Genomic DNA, 21,278 nt, shown 5'->3' with positions numbered 1-21,278 from the left:
CGGTAGTCAAATTTGACTAGCAAGTGCGCAGCACTCTACCCATCAGCATGGGGAGCTGGTCAAACTTGATTACGCCGGGCGCTGGCCGAATGACTGTCCGGGATCGTCCGCCATGACGTACTCGCCCGCTTCAAGGCGGGCGATGAGGTCACGGGCCCACTCCACGGTGACCCCGACCTGCGCACCCCACAGCCGGTACAGCTCACTGACGTGCGCGGGCTGTCCCCAGTCCGTGCCGTGCTCCAGCACCCCCGCGACCGTCGCCCGCTGCGCTTCCATCTGCGTCGCCCGCTGCCGCAGCAACGAGATGGCCCGCGCGCGGGGGAGCGCGGGCAGGAAGGTGAGCGCCGCGCCGAGGCGGTAGGCGTCCTGGGAGGAGTCGGGCTCGCCGGACTGCGAGAGGTACTTCGCGAGCAGCAGCTGGAACTCGGTCTCGCCGTCCTCGGTGAGCCGGTACGCGGTGCGGTCCGGGCCCGTGCCGCTCTCCGTCTCGACCTGCTCCAGCAGCTTCTCGGCCGTCATCTTCTTCAGCGCGTGGTAGATCGAGCCGGGCTGCACGTTGGCCCACTTGTCCGCCGACCACGTGAGCAGTTCGCGGCGGACCTGGTAGCCGTGGGCGCTGCCGTGCATCCGGACCACGCCGAGCACGAGCAGCCGGGTCGCCGACACCAGCACCTCCCAATAACGGACGCGACAGTCCCCGTACGCTAATAAAGCATGAGCACCCCAGTGTTGACGGCGGTGGCCTGGCCGTACGCCAACGGCCCCCGCCACATCGGCCACGTGTCCGGCTTCGGCGTCCCGTCGGACGTCTTCTCGCGCTACCAGCGAATGGCCGGCAACCGGGTGCTCATGGTGTCCGGGACGGACGAGCACGGCACCCCCATCACCGTCCAGGCGGACAAGGAGGGGCTGACCCCGCAGCAGACGGCGGACAAGTACACCCGCCAGATCGGCTCCGACCTGCAGGGGCTGGGCCTGAGCTACGACCTGTTCACCCGCACCACCACCGGCAACCACGCCGAGGTCACGCAGCAGATCTTCCTGGCGCTGCACCGCAACGGCTACGTCGTGCCCAAGACCACGACCGGCGCGATCAGCCCGTCCACCGGCCGCACCCTGCCCGACCGCTACATCGAGGGCACGTGCCCCATCTGCGGGTACGACGGTGCGCGCGGCGACCAGTGCGACAACTGCGGCAACCAGCTCGACCCGACCGACCTGATCAACCCGCGCTCGCGCATCAACGGCGAGACGCCGAAGTTCGTCGAGACCGAGCACCTGTTCCTCGACCTGCCCGCGTTCACCGAGACGCTGGGCAAGTGGCTGTCCACCCGCACCGACTGGCGGCCGAACGTCCTGAAGTTCACCAAGAACCTCGTCGACGACATGCGGCCCCGGCCGATCACGCGTGACCTGGACTGGGGCGTGAAGGTTCCGCTGGACGGCTGGCGCGACCAGCCGCTCAAGCGCTTCTACGTCTGGTTCGACGCGGTCATCGGCTACTTCTCCGCGAGCGTGGAGTGGGCGCGCCGCTCGGGTGACGCGGACGCGTGGCAGCAGTGGTGGACCAACCCGGACGCCCGCGGCTACTACTTCATGGGCAAGGACAACATCACCTTCCACGCCCAGATCTGGCCGGCCCTGCTGCTGGGGCACAACGGCGCGGGCGACCGCGGCGGGGAGATCGGCAAGTACGGCACGCTGAACCTGCCGGACGAGATCGTCTCCAGCGAGTTCCTCACCATGAGCGGCTCGAAGTTCTCCACCTCGCGCGGCACGGTCATCTACGTGCACGACTTCCTGCGTGAGTTCGGGCCGGACTCGCTGCGCTACTTCATCTCGGTGGCGGGCCCGGAGACGCAGGACACCGACTTCACGTGGGACGAGTTCGTCCGGCGCACCAACTTCGAGCTGGCCAACGAGTGGGGCAACCTGGTCAACCGGTCCATCTCGATGGCGCACAAGAACAACGGTGCGATCCCGGCGCCGACGAAGCCGGCGCCGGCCGACGAGGAGCTGAAGGCCGTGTCCCGGCGGGCGTTCGAGACCGTGGGCGGGCACCTGAGCCGCTCGCGGTTCAAGCTCGCGGCCACGGAGGCCATGCGGGTCGTCAGCGCCGCCAACCGGTACCTGTCGGACCAGGAGCCGTGGAAGCTGAAGGACGACCCGGAGCGCCGTGACGCGGTGTTGCACACCGCGCTGCAGGTCGTTTCGGACGCCAACACGCTGCTGACGCCGTTCCTGCCGCACGCCGCGCAGAAGGTGCACGAGGCGCTGGGCGGCACGGGCGTGTGGGCGGCGCAGCCGGAGCTGAAGGACGTCGAGGACCTCGACATCCCCGGCCGCGTCAACCCGATCCTCACCGGGAACTACGCGGGCGAGCAGGCGCGCTGGGAGTCCACGCCGGTCGAGGTCGGCCGTCCGCTGGCCAAGCCGACCCCGCTGTTCGCGAAGCTGGACCCGAAGCTCGGCGAGACCGGCCCGGAGTGGGCGCCGATCGAGCGTGCCGAATAAGAAGGAGCGGCCGCCGGTGCCGGAGCGCCTTCCGGCGCCGGTGGTCGACGCACACACGCACCTGGACGCCTGCGGCGCGCAGACCGCGGCGGACGTGGCGGCGATGGTGGACCGTGCGGAGGCCGCCGGGGTCACCCGCGTGGTGACCGTCGCGGACGACCTCGCCTCGGCGCGGTGGGTCACCGACGCGTCCACGTGGGACTCCCGGGTGTTCGCCGCCGTGGCGATCCATCCCACGCGCACCAAGGACTTCGGCGATGCCGAGCGGTCCGAAATAGAGCGTCTGGCGGCCGCCGAGCGCGTCGTGGCGATCGGTGAGACCGGTTTGGACTACTACTGGGACTACGCCCCGCACGACGCCCAGCAGGACGCGTTCCGGTGGCACATCGACCTCGCCAAGCGGCTGGGGAAGCCGCTCATGATCCACGACAGGGACGCCCACGAGGACGTCCTGCGGATCCTGGCCGAGGAGGGCGCGCCGGAGCGGGTCGTGTTCCACTGCTTCTCCGGTGACGCGGACTTCGCGCGCCGCTGCGTCGACGCGGGGTACGTGCTGTCCTTCGCGGGCACCGTGACGTTCAAGAACGCCACCGCGCTCCAGGAGGCCGCGAAATTGGTCCCTTCGGAGCAGTTCCTGGTCGAAACGGACGCACCCTTCCTCACACCGCACCCGTTCCGCGGCAGGCCCAACGAGCCCTACTGCACGGCCTACACCGTCCGGTACCTCGCTGAACTGCGGCAACAGCCCGTCGAAGAGATCGCTTCGGCGGCTTGCCGGAACGCCGAGGACGTGTTCCGGTTGCCTTCCGTCACAACGGCTTTGACGGATTGCGACATTCGGGGAGCGGGACCCGCCACACGGAGGAGTGACGAAGGCCACTAGATTCCGCGGGGTGTTTGCGCAACCCCGCCAGACCCGTTACTGTCCCGTGATCGTGCCGGCCGATTAATCGGTTGCGCACCTCCGCAGTTCTGTCAGTGCAGGTCGGGGTCGGGGATGACAGAGACGGCGGAGCCGCTAGTGCGAAAGGGAACGACCTGCTGTGACTGGTAGTAGACAGGCTCACGCGCGCTTGGACGACACGATGGACTGGTACAGGTCCGCTCAGGGTGGCGTCGGCACGCTGGACTGGCCGAACCCCGAGGACGACTGGGACTTCTCGGACGACCTCGCGATCACCGAGCACGACGTCCGCACGGTGCTGGGCCCCGACGCCGACGACCTGATGGCCGAGGCCGAGCTCGACGTCGACGAGCTGATCCGGCTCATCAACGCCGAGACCACCATGCTCCCGGCGCTCGCGCTGCCGGACCTCGCCTCCGAGGACCGCACCGCGACGGCGGAGGCGGAGCCCGAGAAGGCGCTCGTCTCCGCGGTCAAGACCTGGAAGAAGCGGTTCCTCCGCGGCTCGGTCCTGGCCCTCCTGATCAGCATCACCGGTGGCGGCGCGGCCGCGCTGGCGATGAACAAGAGCGTCACGGTCGACGTCGACGGCCACACGCAGACGGTCCACAGCTTCGGCAAGACCGTCGGCGAGGTGCTGGAGGACGCCGGGCTCACCGTCGGCGAGCACGACGCGCTGTCCCCGTCCCCGCAGGCGCCGGTCGGCGACGGCGGCGTCATCAAGCTCGAGCGGGGCCGCCACCTCAACCTGGTCGTCGACGGCGAGGCCAAGGAGTCCTGGGTCCGCGCCGACACGCTCGCCGAGGCGCTCGACCAGCTGGGCCTGAGCGGCAAGTTCGGCCAGGGCACGTTCTTCTCGATGGCCCCCACCGCCGAGCTGCCGCTGTCGGGCTCGACGGTCACCATCAACACGCTCAAGCACGTCACGGTCTACGACGGGGACGCCGCGCCCCGCCAGGTCACCACCACCGCGATCACGGCGGCGGACTTCCTCAGGGACCAGAACCTGTCGCTCGGCCCCGACGACCAGGTCGAGGGCGGGCTGCAGTTCAAGCTCACCGACGGGGCCGAGGTGCACATCAGCCGCACCGGCATCTCCGTGATCAACCAGGAAGAGGACATCGACCCGCCGGTCCAGCAGGTCCAGGACAACACCCTGGACGCGGGCAAGCAGGTCGTGCAGGACCAGGGCACGCCCGGCAAGCAGCTGGTGACCTACCGGATCACCAAGCGCAACGGCCAGGAGACCGCGCGCGAGCAGCTGTCGGTCAAGGTGCTGACCGAGGCCAAGCCGAAGATCGTCCGCGTCGGCACCAAGCAGCCGACGATCAGCGGTGACGGCTCGGTGTGGGACCGCATCGCGAAGTGCGAGTCCGGTGGCAACTGGTCGATCAACACCGGCAACGGCTACTACGGCGGCCTGCAGTTCGACAAGCAGACCTGGGCGGCCTACGGCGGCACGGCGTACGCGCCGCTGCCGAGCCAGGCGACCCGCGAGCAGCAGATCGCGATCGCCGAGAAGGTCCGCGACGACCGCGGCGGCTACGGCGCCTGGCCGATCTGCGGGCAGCGCGCCTGACCCCTTCCCTCCCTTTCGCCTCTTCGCCGGGCGCCACCCCTCGCGGGTGGCGCCCGGCGGCGTTCCCGGGGCCTGCCGGTACGCTGTCCGGCTGTGACGACACTGCTCGGTCCGGCCGAGATCCGCGGGCTGGCCGCCGAGCTGGACGTGCGGCCGACGAAGAAGCTCGGGCAGAACTTCGTGCACGACCCGAACACCGTGCGCCGCATCGTGGAGCTGGCCGGGGTCGCGGGCGAGGACGCGGTCCTGGAGGTCGGGCCCGGACTGGGCTCGCTGACGCTGGGTCTGCTGGCCGCCGGCGCCCGCGTGTCGGCCGTCGAGATCGACCCCGTGCTCGCCGCGCGGCTGCCGGAGACGGTCGCCGAGCGGGCGCCCGGGGACGCGGCGCGCCTGACCGTGCTGGAGCGGGACGCGCTCAGGCTACGTGCGGAGGAGCTGCCGGAGCCGCCTTCGACGCTCGTCGCGAACCTGCCGTACAACGTCGCCGTGCCCGTCGTCCTGCACCTGCTCGCCGAGCTGCCGTCGCTGGCCCGCGCGCTGGTGATGGTGCAGACGGAGGTCGCCGACCGGATGGCGGCGGGGCCGGGCAGCCGGATCTACGGCGTGCCGAGCGTGAAGCTCGCGTGGTACGGCACGGCGCGCAAGGTCGCCGCGGTGCCGCGGTCGGTGTTCTGGCCCGTGCCGAACGTCGATTCCGCGCTGGTCTCCTTCGAGCGCGCCGCCGAGCCGGTCACGTCGGCCGACCGGGACGCGGTCTTCGCCGTCGTCGACGCGGCGTTCGCCCAGCGGCGCAAGACGTTGCGGGCCGCACTCGCTTCGTGGGCGGGTTCCGCCGCTCGCGCGGGGGAGCTGCTCCAAGCGGCTGGCGTCGATCCGGGTGCTCGCGGCGAGCAGCTGACCGTCCGTGAGTTTGCGCAAATCGCGGAGCGACGACACAGCGTCGCGTAGCGTCACCGTGGGGGGTGGCGGTCGGGCGAAGCGGCTGGCCCAGACTCTGCCGTCCGTGTGAACCGGCGGTGTGATCTGACCCCGGATACTTGCGCGGAACACAGGACATCCGTTCTACTTTGAGGGTATCCATCCCGAGCGACTGAGAGACCTGGCTCGCCGAAGTCGCAGCAACCACCCCCCGAGAGGGCAGGTGCTACCGCCAGGATCGATGGAGGAACCTGTGTACCGCACGCGAATGCTCACCAGGCGCCGGGTCGTCGATGAGTGCCGTCGCACCGTGTGTGCGTGTCGTCGCTGACCGTTCTCTTCGCTGAGTTCGATCCTCTCTTCCGCCGCCGTCCTCTGTGGACGGTTCTTCGCGACGCGCGCACACACCATGGAGCTTTCGTTGATCACTGTCGAGAACCTGACCAAGTCCTTCCCCGGCAAGAGTTCCCCCGTCCTCGCCCTGCGCGACGTGAGCCTCGAGATCGGGGCCGGTTCGCTGTACGGGGTCGTCGGCCCGGCCGGTGCCGGTAAGTCGACGCTCGCCAAGGTCGTTGCCCTGCAAGAGAAACCGGACCGCGGCACGGTGCGGCTCGACGGGCTGAACACCGCCGCGCTCGACGGGCGTCGGCTGCGCGAGGTGCGCCGCCAGGTCGCCGTCCTCGACGGCGCCGCGCCGCTGCACGCCGAGCGCACCGTCGCAGGCAACGTCGCCGCCCCGCTGGAGCAGCTCGGCGTCGACGGCCCGCAGCGCCGCAACCGCGTCGGCCGTGCGCTCGACCTCGTCGGCCTGACCCAGCGCGCGACGCTGCAGCCCGGTGAACTGACCGAGGGGCAGCGCCGCCGCGTCGCGCTGGCCCGTGCGCTCGCCACCGGCCCCGCGGTGCTGCTCGCCGACGACCCGACCGGCGGGATCGCCCCCGAGGAGGCCGGCTCGGTGCTCACCGTGCTCGACCGGGCCCGCGCCGAACTGGGCGTGACGGTCGTGCTCACCACCCAGGACGGCGGGGTCGTGCGCCGCGTGTGCGACCAGGTCGCGGTGCTGGACTCGGGCCGCGTCGTCGAGCACGGGAACCTGCTCGGCCTGCTGACCGACCCCGGCAGCCGGATCGCCGACACCCTGCTGCCCGCCATCGACACCCCCCAGTCGCAGCTCGCGGCGTACGAGCGGGCCGCGGACGTCGTGCTCATCGGCTTCGCCGCGGTCGGCGCCCTGCTGCCCGAGGCCGCGAGCCGGTTCGACGTCGAGCTGGCGACCATCGGCGGCGGGCTGACCCGCATCGGCGACACCCCCGTCGCGCGCTTCCGCGTCGGGGTCCGCGGCGAGCAGGCCGACCCGGCGCTGGCGTGGATCGCGGAGCACGGTGCCCACGTCACCCACCTGACCGGCGCGGCGAAGCACCTCGTCGCCGCCTGAGACAGGCGAAGCCGCCCCACAGGTCCTCCCACCTGTGGGGCGGCTTCTGCTCGTCAGGCCTTCTTCGGCCCGACGAGCACCCCCACCCCGATGGCGACGGCGGCGACGATCGCCCCACCCCAGCCGTTCGCGACCGCGTAGCCGTGCACGGTGGCACCGACGGTGCCCAGTCCGGCGGCCGACGCCGTCGCGCTGGAGGCGATCGTGTTCAGCGACGCCGTGCCCAGGGAGGCACCCACTTGCTGCGAGGTGGTGATGAACGCCGACGCCACCCCGGATTCCCGCGCCTCGACCCCCGCGGTCGCGGTGTTCATGACGACGGGCATCGCGAACCCGCCGCCCGCGCCGACCACGAGCTCGACCGGCAGGATCAGGCCCCAGTAGGACGAGTCCGGGGTCAGCTGGGTCAGCACCACCAGTCCCGCGCCCATCAGCAGCAGCCCGATCACCAGCAGCGGCCGCGGGCCCGTCCTGGGCAGCAGGCGCCGCGACAGCAGCGTCGAGACGAGCACGTTGCCCAGCAGGAACGGCAGGAACGCCAGCCCCGCCTGGAACGGGCTGTAGTGCATGATCGCCTGCAGCTGGTAGGTCAGGAACAGGAACATCCCGAACATGCCGAACGAAGCACCGGCGATCGTCAGGTAGCCGGCCGAGCGGGTGCGGTCGGCGAGGATCCGCAGCGGCAGCAGCGGGTTCGCAACCCTGGTCTGCCGCACCACGAACGCCACGACGAACACGACGGCGGCCGCGAGGAAGCCGAGCACGAGCCCCGAACCCCAGCCGCGGGTCGCGGCCTCGGACAGCGCGTAGACCAGCGAGACGATGCCGCCGCTGCCGAGGATCGCGCTGATCCAGTCGAGCTTCGTCTCGCGGTGCCCTTCGACCTTCGGCAGCACGAACCAGCCGAGGACGGCGGCGACGGCCGCGAGCGGCAGGTTCACGTACAGGCACCAGCGCCAGTCGAGGTACTCGGCGAGCGCGCCACCGGCCAGCAGCCCGAGCGCGGCGCCGGACATCATGATCGCGCTGAAGATGCCGAAGGCCTTCGCGCGTTCCTTCGCCTCGGTGAAGGTGACGGTGAGCAGCGAGAGCGTGGACGGCGCGAGCATCGCGGCGAAGACCCCCTGCGCCGCGCGGGCCGCGATGAACATGCCCGGTCCGCTCGCCGCGCCCCCGACGGCCGACGCGAGCGCGAACCCGATCGCGCCGACGATCAGCGTGTTCTTGCGGCCGAGCCGGTCGGCGAGCCGGCCGCCGAGCAGCAGCAGGCCGCCGAAGGCCAGCGTGTACGCGCTGATCGTCCACTGCCGGGCGGCGTCGGACATGCCCAGCTCGTGCTGGGCGGACGGCAGTGCGATGTTGACGATCGTGGTGTCGACGATGACCAGCAGCTGGGCCAGTCCGATCGCGACCAGCGCCCACCACCGGCGCTGGTCGGTTCTGGCCCCCTCGGGGGCCGCGAGTGTGGTTGTCATGGAGTTCCCCTCAAGCAGTAGGCTGGCGTCGGCATTACTTGACGGCCGACAAGTTAACTAGCCGGACGTAAGGTAAGCTCAAAACTAGCCGGGCGTCAAGTCAGTTTGAGAAGTTCTCAGGAAGGGGTGGGCGATGGCGGGGCGTCGCAGCGACACGAGGGAGCGGATCCAGCAGGTCGCGCTCGACCTGTTCGTCCACCAGGGGTACGAGAAGACGTCGCTGCGGGAGATCGCGGAACGGCTGGAGGTCACCAAGGCCGCGCTGTACTACCACTTCCGCACGAAGGAGGACATCGTCGCGAGCCTCCTGGACGACCTCGCCGTCTCGGTGGACGAGGTGCTGGAGTGGGCGCGTGCGCAGGAGGACCCGGCGGGGACCCGGCAGGAGCTCATCCGGCGGCTGGCCGCGCTCATCGGGGGGCGGTACGGCGCCGTGATGCGGCTGTGGCAGGAGAACCAGCCCGCGCTGAAGGACTTCCACGACCGCAACCCGCTGGTCGCGCGGATGAAGGAACTGATGACCATCATCACCGCCGGTGAGCGCGATCCGGCGGCGCTGCTGCGCGGGCGGCTCGCGCTGGCCGCGCTCGTCATGGGCAACGCCCCCCAGATGTGGGAGGACACCCCCGTCGAGGAGCCCGGGAAGGTCGCGCTGGAGGTCGCGCTCGACCTTGTTTCTCCTCGCGGGCGGCCTGCCGGGGACGCCACGTAGTCTTGACGGGTGCTAGCCGTCGTACCGCCACCAGTGACCGTGCGGGTGCCTTCGAAGATCAACCTGCACCTGTCCGTCGGCGACCTGCGCGAGGACGGTTTCCACGACCTCACGACCGTGTTCCACGCTCTGTCCCTGTCGGACGAGGTGACGGTCGCGGTCGCCGAGGAGCCGGGCCTGGAGATCTCCGGCGAAGGCGCCGAGGACGTGCCGACCGGTCCCGACAACCTGGCGTGGCGCGCCGTCGAGGCGCTGGCCGCGCACGTCGGCAGGACCGATCCCAAGGTGCGCGTCGTGGTGCGCAAGGGAATTCCGGTCGCCGGCGGGATGGCGGGCGGCAGCGCGGACGCGGCGGCCACCCTGGTCGCGTTGTCCTCGCTGTGGAAGCTGGACCTCGGGCGCGACGAGCTGGCCGAGATCGCCGCGACGCTCGGCAGCGACGTGCCCTTCGCGCTCTACGGCGGCACGGCGCTGGGCACCGGCCGCGGCGAGCAGCTCGTGCCCGTGCTGTCCCGGCACACCTTCCACTGGGTGCTCGCGTTCGACCACGAAGGACTGTCCACCCCGAGCGTGTTCGGCGAGCTGGACCGGTTGCGGGAGAACGGCAACCCGCCCCGCGTCGGTTCGCACGCCCCGGTCGTCGAGGCGCTGGCCTCCGGTGATCCGCGGCAGCTCGCGTTGCTGCTCGGCAACGACCTCCAGGCCGCGGCGGTCTCGCTGCGGCCGGGCCTGCGCCGGACGCTGCGCGCGGGCGTCAACGCCGGTGCGCTCGCCGGCACCGTCTCGGGCTCGGGCCCGACGTGCGCCTTCCTGTGCGCCGACGCGGAAACCGCGCTGGAGGTGGCGGCCGAGCTGGCGGGCGCGGGCGTGTGCCGCACGACGCGGGTGGCACACGGACCGGTGCCGGGTGCCCGTTTCGTCACCGGTGACGACGTTCGTCCCACTCCTCCTCCGCAGGTGCACGCATAAATGGCCAACCTGATCAACCTCGAGTCCGTCAGCAAGTCCTACGGCGTCAAGCCGTTGCTGGACAACGTTTCCCTCGGTGTGGCCGAGGGGGAGCGCATCGGTGTCGTCGGCCTCAACGGTGGCGGCAAGACCACGCTGCTGGAGGTGCTGTCCGGGATTGCCGAACCCGATTCGGGCCGCGTGAGCCGCGTCCGCGACCTGCGGATGGCCGTGGTCACCCAGCGCACCGAGCTGGGCGAGGGCACCACGGTGCGGGACGCCGTGCTGTCCCACTACGCCGCCGAGCACGAGTGGGCCGCCGACGCGCGAGTGCGGTCCATTGTGGACGGCCTCGGGCTGACCGCGCTGGGCCTGGAATCGCCGACCGCGAACCTCTCCGGTGGCGAGCGGCGCCGCGTCGCGCTGGCCGCCGCGCTGGTGGGCGACCTCGACCTGGTCGTGCTCGACGAGCCCACCAACCACCTCGACGTCGAAGGGGTGCGCTGGCTCGCCGACCACCTGCTGGCGCGCCGCACTGCGCTCGTCGTCGTCACGCACGACCGCTGGTTCCTCGACACGGTGTGCGGGCGCACGTGGGAGGTCGCGAACGGCAACGTCGAGCAGTACGAAGGCGGCTACGCGGACTGGGTGTTCGCCCGCGCGGAGCGCGCCCGGCTGGCGGCGAGTGCCGAGGAGAAGCGGAAGAACCTGGCGCGCAAGGAACTGGCGTGGCTGCAGCGCGGCGCCAAGGCGCGCACGTCGAAGCCGCGGTACCGGATCGAGGCGGCCGAGGCGTTGATCGCCGACGTCCCGCAGCCGCGTGATTCGGTGGAGCTGCTGAGCTTCGCGCGGCGCCGGCTCGGCAAAACCGTGCTGGAGCTGGAAGACGTCAGTCTGACCGCGGGCGACAAGCCGGTGCTCGACCACGTCACGTGGCGCATCGGGCCCGGCGACCGGATCGGTCTGGTCGGCGTCAACGGGTCCGGCAAGACGACGTTGCTGAAGCTGCTGGCCGGGGAGTCGGAGCCCGCGGGCGGACGGCGCGTGCAGGGCAAGACGGTCCGGCTCGCGCACCTGTCGCAGGAGCTGGAGGAGCTGCCGGGGCAGCTGCGCGTGCTGGAAGCGGTCGAGGAGATCTCCAGCCGCGTCGTGCTGGGCAAGCAGGAGATGTCGGCCTCGCAGCTGGCGGAACGGCTCGGTTTCCCGGCGGCCCGGCAGTGGACGCCCGTCGAGGACCTCTCCGGCGGTGAGCGGCGGCGGCTGCAGCTCGCCCGGCTGCTGATGGGCGAGCCGAACGTGCTGCTGCTCGACGAGCCCACCAACGACCTCGACATCGACACCCTGCAGCAGCTGGAGGACCTGCTCGACTCGTGGCCGGGCACGCTGGTCGTCGTCTCGCACGACCGGTACCTGGTGGAACGCGTGTGCGACGCGGTGTACGCCCTGTTCGGCGACGGCGGGATCACGCACCTGCCCGGCGGCATCGACGAGTACCTCTCGCGTCGCTCCGTGGTCGTGGCACCGGCGCCGGCCTCCGCGCCCGCGCCGAAGACGTCGTCCGCCGCGGAACACCGCGCCGCGATGAAGGAGCTGGGCAGGCTGGAGCGGCGGCTCGACGTGCTGACCAAGCGGGAGGCCGAGCTGCACGAGCAGCTGGCCGCGCACGCCACCGACCCCGGCAAGCTCGTGGAGCTGAACTCGGAGCTCAAGGCGGTGCTGGCCGAGAAGGACGACGTCGAGGCCCGCTGGCTGGAAACCTCCGAACTCGTCGAGTGATCCGGTCACACCGGCGGCGCCCCGTCCGTCAGGGAGAGTGACACCGATTCGGAGGGGGCTCGATGACCGAACAGGACTGGCTGGCCGAACGCTTCGAGGAGCACCGCGGTCACCTGCGCGCGGTCGCGTACCGCATGCTCGGCTCGATGACCGAGGCCGAGGACGCGGTGCAGGAGGCCTGGCTGCGGTTGTCGCGAGCCGGTGACGAAGGTGTCGAGAACCTGGGTGGCTGGCTCACGACCGTCACCAGCCGCGTCTGCCTCGACCTGCTCCGCTCGCGCAAGTCGCGGCGCGAGGAGCTGACCGGCGAGCTGCCGGACCCGGTCGTGGAGCTGCTCGACGGCCCGGAACAGCAGGCGGTGCTGGCGAATTCGGTCGGCCTGGCGCTGCTCGTCGTGCTCGACACGCTCGACCCCGCCGAGCGGCTCGCGTTCGTGCTGCACGACATGTTCGGCCTGCCGTTCGACGAGATCGCGGGCATCCTGGACCGCTCACCCGCCGCGACGCGCCAGCTCGCCAGCCGTGCGCGGCGGCGGGTGCGGGGCGCGCCGGAGCCGGACGCCGACCTGACCCGCCAGCGCGAGGTGGTGAACGCCTTCCTCGCCGCCGCGCGGAACGGCGACTTCGACGCGCTGGTGTCGGTGCTGCACCCCGACGTGGCGCTGCGTGCCGACGACGGCACCGGCCGCCGGGTGCGGGGCGCCGCGCAGGTCGCCGGGCAGGCGCTCCTGTTCTCGCGGGCGGGTGCCGGTGGCGCGCCGGTCCCGGCGCTGGTCAACGGCGCGGCGGGGGTCGTCGGCATGCACGACGGCAAGCCGGTCGTGGTCATGGGCTTCACCGTCACGAACGGGCTGATCACGGAGATCGACGTCTTCGCTGGGGCTGAGCGGCTCGGCAGGCTGGGGATATGCTGATCGCGTGGGCGCGCAAGGTGGTCAGCTGAGGATCGTCACCGCCCTGGCCAGGACCGGTTTCCTGGTGAACGCGGCGTACCTCGAAACGAGCCGCGAATACGGGCTGACCGCGCAGCAGGGGCAGCTGTTGTCCGTGCTGCGGTCGCGGCCGATGGGGATGGGTGAGCTCGGCGCGGTGCTCGGGCTGGCCAAATCGACCGTCACGGGGCTGATCGACCGGACGGAGAGGCCCGGCCTGGTCCGGCGGGAGCCGGACCCGAGCGATTCGCGGGCGGTCCGGGTCGCGCTCACGGAGCACGGACGTGAGATCGCCGAGGCGTTCTTCGCCGACATCTACCGGCGGATCGAGGAGCTCCAGATCTCGTTGACGGCGACCGAACGCCGCACGCTCGCCCAGCTGCTCAGCCGGGTCGTGGCCGACAACAAGGTGTCGGTGGTCTTCATGGAGCCGTCCGAGACCCCTCGTTCCTGACCTCTGCCCCAGCTTTGTCCAACTTGCTCCTTGATGTTCGACCTACGAACTAATATCGTTCATCCTGCGAACTAAGATCGTTCGAGGTGCGAACTTCCAGGAGGGTGAAATGAGCCGGATCGTGGTGGTCGGCGGGGGCTACGGAGGTGCCCTGGTCGCCAAGGAGCTGGACGCCGACGCGGAGGTCGTCCTCGTCGACCCGCGGGACGCGTTCGTCAACGTCGCCGGAGGGCTCCGGGCGCTGACCCGGCCGGACTGGGCGCCCAACATCTTCTTCCCCTTCGACGGATTGCTCGACAGAGGGCGCGTGGTGCGCGACAGAGCCGTTTCCGTCGACCCGGGAGGGGTGGAGCTCGCTTCGGGTGAGCGGGTCGAGGCCGACTACCTGGTGCTCGCCACGGGTTCCAGCTACCCCTATCCGATCCGGCCGAAGCAGGCGTCCACTGTGGACGCGCTGGCCGATCTCCGGGCGAGCCACGGGGAGCTGTCCCGCGCCGGGCGCGTGCTGATCCTCGGCGCCGGGGCGGTCGGCGTGGAGCTGGCCGGGGAGATCAAGGAGGTCTGGCCGGAGAAGCAGGTGACCGTCGTCGATCCGACCGGCGGGTTGATCCCGCGCCTGCTGCCCGAGGTCCGGGACGACCTGTGCAACCAGCTCGACAAACTCGGGGTGGAACTGCGGCTGGACACCGGCCTGACCGCGCTGCCCCCGACCGAACCCGGGCGGTTCGGTCCGTTCACCGCCACCACCGGCGACGGTGGCGAACTCGCGGCCGACATCTGGTTCCGCGCGTTCGGGGTCCGGGTCAACAGCGACTACCTGGCGGACGGCAAGCTCGTGGCGCTCACCGGCAGTGGCACGGTTCCGGTCACCGAACGCTTGCAGGTCCAGGGGTACGAGCACGTCTACGCGCTGGGCGACCTCGCTGATCTCCCCGACCCGAAGATGGCGTCCTACGCGCAGACGCAGGCCCCGGTGGTGGTGCGGAACATCAGGGCGCAGCTCGCGGGTGAACGAGCGGAAGCCGTGCACCGGCCGATGCCGGCACTGATGATCCTGCTGCCGCTCGGCACGCGTGGCGGAGTCGGGCAACTCCCGGCGGCACACGGCGTCACCCCGGCGACGTTCGAGACGGTTTCCCAGCGCAAGGGCGCGGATCTGTTCACCGCCCGTTTCCGGGAGCGGTTCGGTCTTCGTTGACCGTCTCGCCGTACGTCCCGGCCGGCCCCTCGCCCGACCGCCACCCCTCATCGAGACGCTGCGCGTCGCAGTACTGTCTTGCCCATGAGCAGGTTCGTCGACACCCTGGTCGCCACCGCGGCCGGGGGCGGTCAGCAGCGGGGGATGGTCACGGGGGAGCCCAAGGAGCCGGTGCGCCGGACGTGGGCCGAGGTCCACGAGCAGGCCAAGCGCCTGGCGGGCGGGCTCGTCGAGGGCGGGTTGCGGCCGGGCACGCCGGTCGCGGTGCTGGCGGCGGCGCCGGCGTTGATCGCGCCGACCGTGCAGGGCGTGTGGCTCGCGGGTGGCAGCGTCACGATGCTGCACCAGCCGACGCCGCGCACCGACCTCGCCGAATGGGCCGGGGACACCGTCAAGGTGCTGAACATGATCGGCGCCGGGCTGGTGCTGCTGGGTGAGCCGTTCGACGCGCTCGCGCCCGTGCTGACCGAGCACGACATCGCGTTCCGGATGATCACCGACCTGCTCGACGCCGAGCCGCTGGCCGAGCCCGTGCCGGTGGGCGAGGACGATCTCGCGCTGCTGCAGCTGACCAGCGGTTCGACGGCCGAGCCGAAGGCCGTGCGGATCACCCACGGCAACCTGTACACCAACATCAAGGCGATGGTCGACCGCGCGGAGTTCGTGTTCGACCAGGACATCATGGTGTCCTGGCTGCCGACGTTCCACGACATGGGCATGGTCGGGTTCCTCACCGTGCCGATGACGTTCGGCGTCGAGCTGATCAAGATCACGCCGGTCGAGTTCCTGTCGGGGCCGCTGATCTGGCCCGCGCTGATCAGCAAGTACCGCGCGACGACGACCGCCGCCCCGAACTTCGCGTACGCCATCGTCGGCCGCCGTCTGGCGAAGGTCGAGGAGGACGACGCGTACGACCTGTCCACGCTGCGCATCGCGCTGAACGGCGCCGAGCCGATCGACGAGACGGCGGTGAAGACGTTCACCGACGCGGGCGCGCGGTTCAAGATGCCGCCGGAGTGCGTGTTCCCCGCGTACGGCATGGCCGAGGCGACGCTCGCGGTGTCGTTCGCGCCGCTGTTCACCGGGCTGACGCTGGACCACGTCGAGGCGGACGCGCTGGAGGCGGACAACCGGGCGGTGCCGGTGCCGGAGGACGACCCGCGCCGCGGGACCGACGAGGTGCGGTCGTTCGCCGTGCTCGGCAGGCCGCTGGACGGGCTGGAAGCCGAGATCGTCGACGGTGAGGGGAAGCGGCTGGGCGAGCGGGAGGTCGGTGAGATCCGGCTGCGCGGCGAGGCGGTGACGCCGGGGTACCTGACGGTCGACGGCCCGGTCCCGACGCAGGACGAGAACGGCTGGCTCGCGACGGGCGATCTCGGGTACCTGGTGGACGGGCAGATCGTGATCTGCGGCCGCAAGAAGGACGTCATCATCATGGGCGGCCGCAACATCTACCCCACGGACATCGAACGCGCGGCGACTTCGGTGTCCGGTGTGCGGGCGGGGAACGCGGTCGCGGTGCGGATCGACGCGGGCACCAGGCGCGAGCGGTTCGCGGTGGTGCTGGAATCGAAGCTCGCCGGTGACGCGGAGGCGGAGCGCACGCTGGCCAAGGAGGTCGCGGCGCGCGTCCGCGATGCGGTGGACCTGCGCCCGTACGCGGTGGTCGTCCTGCCGACCGGCAGCCTGCCCAAAACCCCCTCAGGAAAGGTGAAACGCGCCGCGACGGCGGTGCAGTTCGCCGACCGGATCCACCAGTCGGCCGGGCGCTGAGGCGGAGCTGTGGGGAAGCGCTTTCTGGGGCGGTGGCGGGCTGGTGAGGCGGCCGGGAAGCGCTTTCCCGCGGCGAAGGTTGAGCCTTCCTACGGCTTCGCCGGGGCTCCGGCGCGGGGAAGCGCTTTCCCGAGCGGCGGGGGTTGGGTCTCCTGGCCTGGCCTGGCTCCGGCGCGGGGAAGCGCTTTCCAACTCCGGCGAAGCTTGCCTGCTCGGAGCCAACCAGCACCTGCGCCGGGGGCTAAGCCCCTACCGCACCCAGAATGCGCTTCCCGAAGGCACCAACCGAAGCCCCACCGCCCGCACCCACCCCCGCCCCGATCCCCAGCCGCACTTACGGCCGATCCGGCGTGTCAAGAGTGGCGAAGCCATCCCGAAGGGACGCCGAAGGCGCTCTTTACGCGCCTCGATCGGCCGTGAACACTCAAGGATCGGGGCGGGGGTGGGGCTCCCAAGCAGGGCGGCCACGCCCGGTCACCAGCGCCGACCCCAGCCGCAGTCGCAACGCCAGCCGAGTCCAGGCCAAGCCCCAGCCGCAGCTCCAGCTCCTGCCGCAGCCCCACCGCAGACGCAATCCCAGCCGCAGGCGCAACGCCAGCCGAGCCCGGGCCCAGAGCCCAGGCCAAGTCGCAAGGCGCCGAGCCCAGCTCCAGCCGCAGCCCAGGCCCCGAGCCCAACCGAACCAGCCCAACCGAACCAGCCCAACCGAACCAGCCCAACCGAACCAGCCCAGCCCAGCCCCCGAGCCGAGACCCAGCCCCAGGCCCCGAACTCAGCTCCAGCCGCAGCTCCAGACCCAGCCCCCAAGCCGAGAGCCCAACCCCACCCCCAGACACAAGCAAAGAGGGCGGAACGCCCCAGCGCCCCGCCCCCTGCTCCGCCTCCTCAAAACCTCAGAACTTGCTCAACTCCGCCCCCTGAGGCGGCGGCGCGGGGGTGTGCACCCCGGGCTCCTCCGCCCCGGTCCGCGCCTTCGGCAGCGGGTGCGCCTGCCCCGTGCGGGCGGCGAGCGTCTCCTCGGCGCGCTCCAGGAACTCGTCGACCTCGCGTTCGTCGTAGCCGCGCTTGCCCAGCAGCGGCTTGTCGAACATGACGTGGTGCACCTCGGCCGCGGTGAGGTCGTCCTGGTCCTCGAGGGTCTTCGCGATGCGCCGGACGAACGCGTCGACCTCGTTCTTGGCGTAACCGCGGCGGCCGATCGGCGCGTTGCCGAACTCCACGCGGTACACGTCTTCGGCGGTAAGGGACATGAAGAGTTCTCCACCTTCAGCTAGGACGGGACGCTTCCCGCACACAGTCCTAGCCGCGCCACGCCGCGGTCGGAAGGTTCGCCCGGCGCATGAACTCGATGGTGAGAACCAGCCCACGCGTGTGGGTGAAGAGCCGCTACCCAGCGTGGAAGGTGTTCTGGGCCGCGACCAGCCCTTTGCTGATCAGCGCCTCGACCGCGTCAGCACAGCGGTCGACCTCGAACGGGAGCTCCTTGCGCTCGACCGTCGAGAAATCCTTGAGCACGAAATCGGCGGGGTCCATCCGGCCGGGCGGCCGCCCGATGCCGAAGCGCACCCGGTAGTACTCCTTCGTCCCGAGGGACTTGGTGATCGACCGCAGCCCGTTGTGCCCGTTGTCGCCGCCGCCGAGCTTCAGCTTGAGGCTGCCGAACGGCAGGTCCAGCTCGTCGTGCACGACGACGACGCCCGCCGGCTCCAGCTTGTAGAACTTGGCGGTGCCCGCGACGGGCCCGCCGGAGAGGTTCATGAACGAGCGCGGCTTCGCCAGGACGACGCGGCGGCCGGCCAGCCGGCCTTCGACGACCTCCGCGCCGCCCTTGTGCGCCTTGAACCTGCCGCCCACCCGCGTCGCGAGCTCGTCCAGCACCATGAAACCCACGTTGTGCCGGTTGCCGGCATAACGTGGCCCGGGGTTGCCGAGACCGACGAGCAGCACCTGCTCGCCGGTCCCGGGCAGCTCGGGGGTGGTCACTCCGCGGCGGCCTCTTCGCCTTCGCCCTCGACGGCCTCGTCAGCGGCCTCGGCCTGCGGCTCGGTGACCGCGACGACCAGCGTCTCGGGGTCGGTCAGCAGGGTGGCGCCCGACGGCAGGCTCACCTGCGACGCGGTGATCTGGGTGCCGACCTCGGCGCCCTGGATGGAGACCTCGAACTGCTCGGGGATGTGCAGCGCCTCGACCTCGACCGAGATCGTGTCGACGTCCTGGTTGACCAGGCCGCCGGGGGCGGGCTCGCCGGTGATGACGACCGGCACGTCGACGGTGACCTTCTCGCCGCGCTTGACCACGAGCAGGTCGACGTGCTCGATGTAGTTCTTCAGCGGGTGCACGGTGATGGTCTTGGTGAGCGCCAGCTCGGTGTTGTTCTCCACGTCCAGCGTGAGCACGGCGTTGCTGCCGTTCTCGCGGACGACGCGGGCGAACTCCAGCGCCGGCAGCGCCAGGTGCCGGGGCTCGGTGCCGTGGCCGTACAGCACGGCGGGGATCTTTCCGGCGCGACGGGTGCGGCGCGCGGCGCCCTTGCCGAACTCGGTGCGCGGCTCGACGGACAGACGTACCTCGGACACGGTCTTGCACTCCTTCAACGGTGGAACTCGGTCGCACGGGGATCAGGCGGGTGGTGTCTGCGGCGGCGAGCTTTCCGGAACGTGCACAGCGCGTGGCTCTACTCAAGCCGCCGCGTCGATCACGTCGGGCCCTGGGGGTACCTGGAGTGCCCGCCTCGCCGAGACAACCTGTTCAGTGTAAGCAACCCCCGGCCGAGGGCTTGCGGTGGGTCGCTGGGCCCAGTAGGAAGCTTGAGTCAGGGGGTGTCCGAATGTCGCGCTGGACCGTGACCGCCTTTCTCGCTCTCGTCGCGGTGCTGACGCTGGCGGCGTGCGAGGCTTCGCCGTCGGGCGCCGGGCCCGACGTGCGTGCGGCGGTGGACGGCGCGCTTGGGGCGCTGGCCGACGAGACGGCCGTGACGTACGAGCCGGGCGGGGAAGCCGCGTTCACGGTCACCGGGAACGGGCTCGTCAGCGGCGTGCTGCCGATCCGGGGCCAGCAGGTCCGCGCGTTGCGCGCCGGGGGCGACCTCTACCTCCGGGCGCCCGCCGCGCACTGGCAGGCGCAGGGCATGGCCGCCGACCGCGCGGTCGAGTACGGGACGCGGTGGGCCCGCTCGGCGCTGGGCTTCGACCCGGGCTGGACGTTCGCCCCGCCGGCGGTGGCGCGGGCGCTGCGGGCGGCGGTGCCGGACGTCGTGCGGCCGGTGCGGACCACGCTCGCCGACGGGCTCGACGTGTTCGACCTGTCCGGGCTGCGGGTCACGGCGATCCCGCCGTACCGGGTGGTGAGCTTCGCGTCCGCGTTGCTGGCGCCCGCCGTGGACCAGACCTTCGGGCCGGCGCAGATCGGCGTGCGGCCCGTCCCGGGTGCCGGTCTCGGCGCGGTGCGGCGCGAGTTCGACGACGCCGTGGACAGCCTCGGGCAGCCGTTCGTCGCCGGACCGGTGGTCACGACGACGGTCACCGGGCACACGCTCGACTGCGGCGCGTCCGGCTCCTGCACCGACACCGTGCACGTGGACACCAAGCTGCTGGGGAACGCGCCGAAGGCCTCGGCCCGGCTGGTGCTCAGGTCACGGGTGTCCTCGCCGAAGCTCGGCGAGCAGGACTGCGGCCAGGAACTGGTGGCTCCGCTCGACACCGGCACGACGCTGTCGTGCTCGGTGAAGTTCTCGCTGCCGCGCCTGGGCGGTTCCGCGAAGGTCGCCGCGGCGCCCATGGTCACCGCCGAACCGGTGGCGACCGTCGACCCGGGCGAGCTCAAGCGCGAGGCCGCGGCCGCACTAGGTCGATGACCGGCGCGAACGCCTCCATCGACGGCTCCAGGACCGTGTAGTACGTGAAGCCGTAGCGCTCGCTGCGCGCGAGCAGCTCCTCCGCCATCCGTTCCGGGCTGCCGGTGAGGACCTGCGGGGCGCCGGCGTAGGGGTGGTCCTCGGGCACGACCCCCTGGATGAGCATGTTGTACTCCTGCTCCCGCTCGGCCCTGTCCCGCACGAACGCCACGCGCTTCCCGAGCTCGTCGGCGTCCGCCTGCTCGAACGTGCCGGGCGGTTTGCCGGGCACCTGCTTGATGCCGGAGAAGCCGACGATGTCGGCGTGCTGGGCGGCCAGCGAGAGCATCCCCTCGCCGTGGCCGCCGATCAGCAGCGGCGGCAGGTCGGGGACGCGTTCGCGCAGCTGTTCGAGGGTCTTCGCGAGGAACCCGATGCGGATCTTCGAGGGCCACCACGGCAGCCCGGCGTCGTCGAACTCGCTCTTCATGTGGCCCGAGCCCACGCCGAGCTCGAACCGGCCGCCGGTCAGCGTGCTGGTGGACTGGATGTCACGCGCCAGCAGCGCCGGGTTGTAGAACGGCACGTTGAGCACGAACGTCCCGACCCGCATGCGCTCGGTCGCGGCCGCCGCGGCGACCACCGACGGGAACGGCGCCGGCGCGCCGAGGTGGTCGGGGATGGAGATGACGTCGTAGCCGAGCTCCTCCGCGCGCCGGCACTTCGCCGCGAACCCCGCGTCCACCGTGCCCAGTGCGATCCCGAACCGGAAGCCCATGCCGGAAACCTAGCGCGGCGAACGACCGGCGCGCACCGGTCGTTCGC

At 71.2% G+C, this 21,278-nt stretch carries 19 protein-coding genes and 1 riboswitch; of the genes, 13 read left to right on the top strand and 6 right to left on the bottom strand.

What is annotated here, in order from left to right; all coding sequences use genetic code 11:
* Positions 1-69 precede the first annotated feature (69 nt).
* Positions 70-669, bottom strand: coding sequence for a PadR family transcriptional regulator (locus ABFX51_RS38860; RefSeq protein WP_091511054.1), 600 nt, complete (start codon positions 667-669; stop codon positions 70-72).
* A 48-nt stretch (positions 670-717) separates the two neighbouring features.
* On the opposite strand from ABFX51_RS38860, the gene metG reads away from it, so the two are divergent.
* The 5 genes from metG to ABFX51_RS38835 all read left to right on the top strand — a co-directional run bounded on the left by metG (position 718) and on the right by ABFX51_RS38835 (position 7,353).
* Positions 718-2,517: a methionine--tRNA ligase gene (gene metG / locus ABFX51_RS38855; protein WP_091511056.1), complete on the top strand. Its 1,800-nt coding sequence runs from the start codon at positions 718-720 to the stop codon at positions 2,515-2,517.
* A gap of 16 nt (positions 2,518-2,533) precedes the next feature.
* Entirely contained in the window at positions 2,534-3,400 is an 867-nt protein-coding gene (locus tag ABFX51_RS38850; RefSeq protein WP_177228824.1) for a TatD family hydrolase, read from the top strand.
* 202 nt (positions 3,401-3,602) lie between these two features.
* On the top strand, positions 3,603-5,000 hold the full coding sequence (locus ABFX51_RS38845) for a resuscitation-promoting factor (RefSeq protein ID WP_346056834.1): 1,398 nt from the start codon (positions 3,603-3,605) through the stop codon (positions 4,998-5,000).
* A 93-nt stretch (positions 5,001-5,093) separates the two neighbouring features.
* Entirely contained in the window at positions 5,094-5,948 is an 855-nt protein-coding gene (gene rsmA, locus ABFX51_RS38840; RefSeq protein ID WP_091511063.1) for a 16S rRNA (adenine(1518)-N(6)/adenine(1519)-N(6))-dimethyltransferase RsmA, read from the top strand.
* Between the two features lie 126 nt (positions 5,949-6,074).
* A riboswitch (SAM riboswitch) is annotated at positions 6,075-6,166 on the top strand.
* 173 nt (positions 6,167-6,339) lie between these two features.
* Entirely contained in the window at positions 6,340-7,353 is a 1,014-nt protein-coding gene (locus ABFX51_RS38835) for a methionine ABC transporter ATP-binding protein (protein WP_346056832.1), read from the top strand.
* Between the two features lie 53 nt (positions 7,354-7,406).
* On the opposite strand, the gene ABFX51_RS38830 is transcribed toward ABFX51_RS38835, so the two are convergent.
* A complete protein-coding gene (locus tag ABFX51_RS38830) occupies positions 7,407-8,828 on the bottom strand; it encodes an MFS transporter (protein ID WP_091511066.1) in 1,422 nt (473 codons plus the stop codon).
* Positions 8,829-8,961: 133 nt separating this feature from the next.
* Here ABFX51_RS38830 and ABFX51_RS38825 point away from each other — a divergent pair, with 133 nt between their 5' ends.
* The 7 genes from ABFX51_RS38825 (at position 8,962) to ABFX51_RS38795 (ending at position 16,621) form a co-directional block, all read left to right on the top strand.
* The gene (locus ABFX51_RS38825) at positions 8,962-9,540 is read left to right on the top strand and encodes a TetR/AcrR family transcriptional regulator (protein WP_091511068.1); all 579 of its coding nucleotides are present in this window, start codon (positions 8,962-8,964) and stop codon (positions 9,538-9,540) included.
* Between the two features lie 9 nt (positions 9,541-9,549).
* Positions 9,550-10,509 carry a 4-(cytidine 5'-diphospho)-2-C-methyl-D-erythritol kinase gene (locus ABFX51_RS38820; RefSeq protein WP_091511070.1) on the top strand — a complete coding sequence of 320 codons (960 nt, stop codon included), beginning with the start codon at positions 9,550-9,552 and terminating at the stop codon, positions 10,507-10,509.
* Entirely contained in the window at positions 10,510-12,264 is a 1,755-nt protein-coding gene (locus tag ABFX51_RS38815) for an ABC-F family ATP-binding cassette domain-containing protein (RefSeq protein WP_091511072.1), read from the top strand.
* Positions 12,265-12,326: 62 nt separating this feature from the next.
* Positions 12,327-13,178: a sigma-70 family RNA polymerase sigma factor gene (locus ABFX51_RS38810; protein WP_091511075.1), complete on the top strand. Its 852-nt coding sequence runs from the start codon at positions 12,327-12,329 to the stop codon at positions 13,176-13,178.
* A gap of 4 nt (positions 13,179-13,182) precedes the next feature.
* Positions 13,183-13,650, top strand: coding sequence for a MarR family winged helix-turn-helix transcriptional regulator (locus tag ABFX51_RS38805; protein ID WP_346056829.1), 468 nt, complete (start codon positions 13,183-13,185; stop codon positions 13,648-13,650).
* Between the two features lie 109 nt (positions 13,651-13,759).
* Positions 13,760-14,848 (top strand): NAD(P)/FAD-dependent oxidoreductase, encoded by a 1,089-nt coding sequence (locus ABFX51_RS38800; RefSeq protein ID WP_346056827.1) that lies wholly within the window; start codon positions 13,760-13,762, stop codon positions 14,846-14,848.
* A gap of 84 nt (positions 14,849-14,932) precedes the next feature.
* Complete coding sequence (locus tag ABFX51_RS38795; RefSeq protein ID WP_346056825.1) at positions 14,933-16,621, top strand: fatty acyl-AMP ligase; 1,689 nt, start codon at positions 14,933-14,935, stop codon at positions 16,619-16,621.
* 893 nt (positions 16,622-17,514) lie between these two features.
* Here the strand turns inward: ABFX51_RS38795 and ABFX51_RS38790 are convergent.
* The 3 genes from ABFX51_RS38790 to ABFX51_RS38780 all read right to left on the bottom strand — a co-directional run bounded on the left by ABFX51_RS38790 (position 17,515) and on the right by ABFX51_RS38780 (position 19,197).
* Positions 17,515-17,871, bottom strand: a complete 357-nt coding sequence (locus ABFX51_RS38790; RefSeq protein WP_091511084.1) for a DivIVA domain-containing protein — start codon at positions 17,869-17,871, stop codon at positions 17,515-17,517.
* Between the two features lie 136 nt (positions 17,872-18,007).
* Positions 18,008-18,604, bottom strand: a complete 597-nt coding sequence (gene pth, locus ABFX51_RS38785) for an aminoacyl-tRNA hydrolase (protein WP_346056823.1) — start codon at positions 18,602-18,604, stop codon at positions 18,008-18,010.
* A complete protein-coding gene (locus tag ABFX51_RS38780; RefSeq protein WP_346056821.1) occupies positions 18,601-19,197 on the bottom strand; it encodes a 50S ribosomal protein L25/general stress protein Ctc in 597 nt (198 codons plus the stop codon). The genes pth and ABFX51_RS38780 overlap by 4 nt, the downstream gene beginning before the upstream one ends.
* A 251-nt stretch (positions 19,198-19,448) precedes the next feature.
* Between ABFX51_RS38780 and ABFX51_RS38775 the strand changes: the two genes are divergently transcribed.
* Complete coding sequence (locus tag ABFX51_RS38775) at positions 19,449-20,474, top strand: hypothetical protein (RefSeq protein ID WP_346056819.1); 1,026 nt, start codon at positions 19,449-19,451, stop codon at positions 20,472-20,474.
* Here the strand turns inward: ABFX51_RS38775 and ABFX51_RS38770 are convergent.
* A complete protein-coding gene (locus ABFX51_RS38770) occupies positions 20,440-21,231 on the bottom strand; it encodes a TIGR03621 family F420-dependent LLM class oxidoreductase (protein WP_346056817.1) in 792 nt (263 codons plus the stop codon). The genes ABFX51_RS38775 and ABFX51_RS38770 overlap by 35 nt on opposite strands.
* Between the last annotated feature and the right edge of the window lie 47 nt (positions 21,232-21,278).

Source organism: Amycolatopsis dongchuanensis (assembly GCF_039542405.1).
Lineage (GTDB): Bacteria > Actinomycetota > Actinomycetes > Mycobacteriales > Pseudonocardiaceae > Amycolatopsis_E > Amycolatopsis_E sacchari.
The sequence above is the reverse complement of the archived record's forward strand: the minus strand, read 5'-3'. Positions and strand labels throughout refer to the sequence as shown.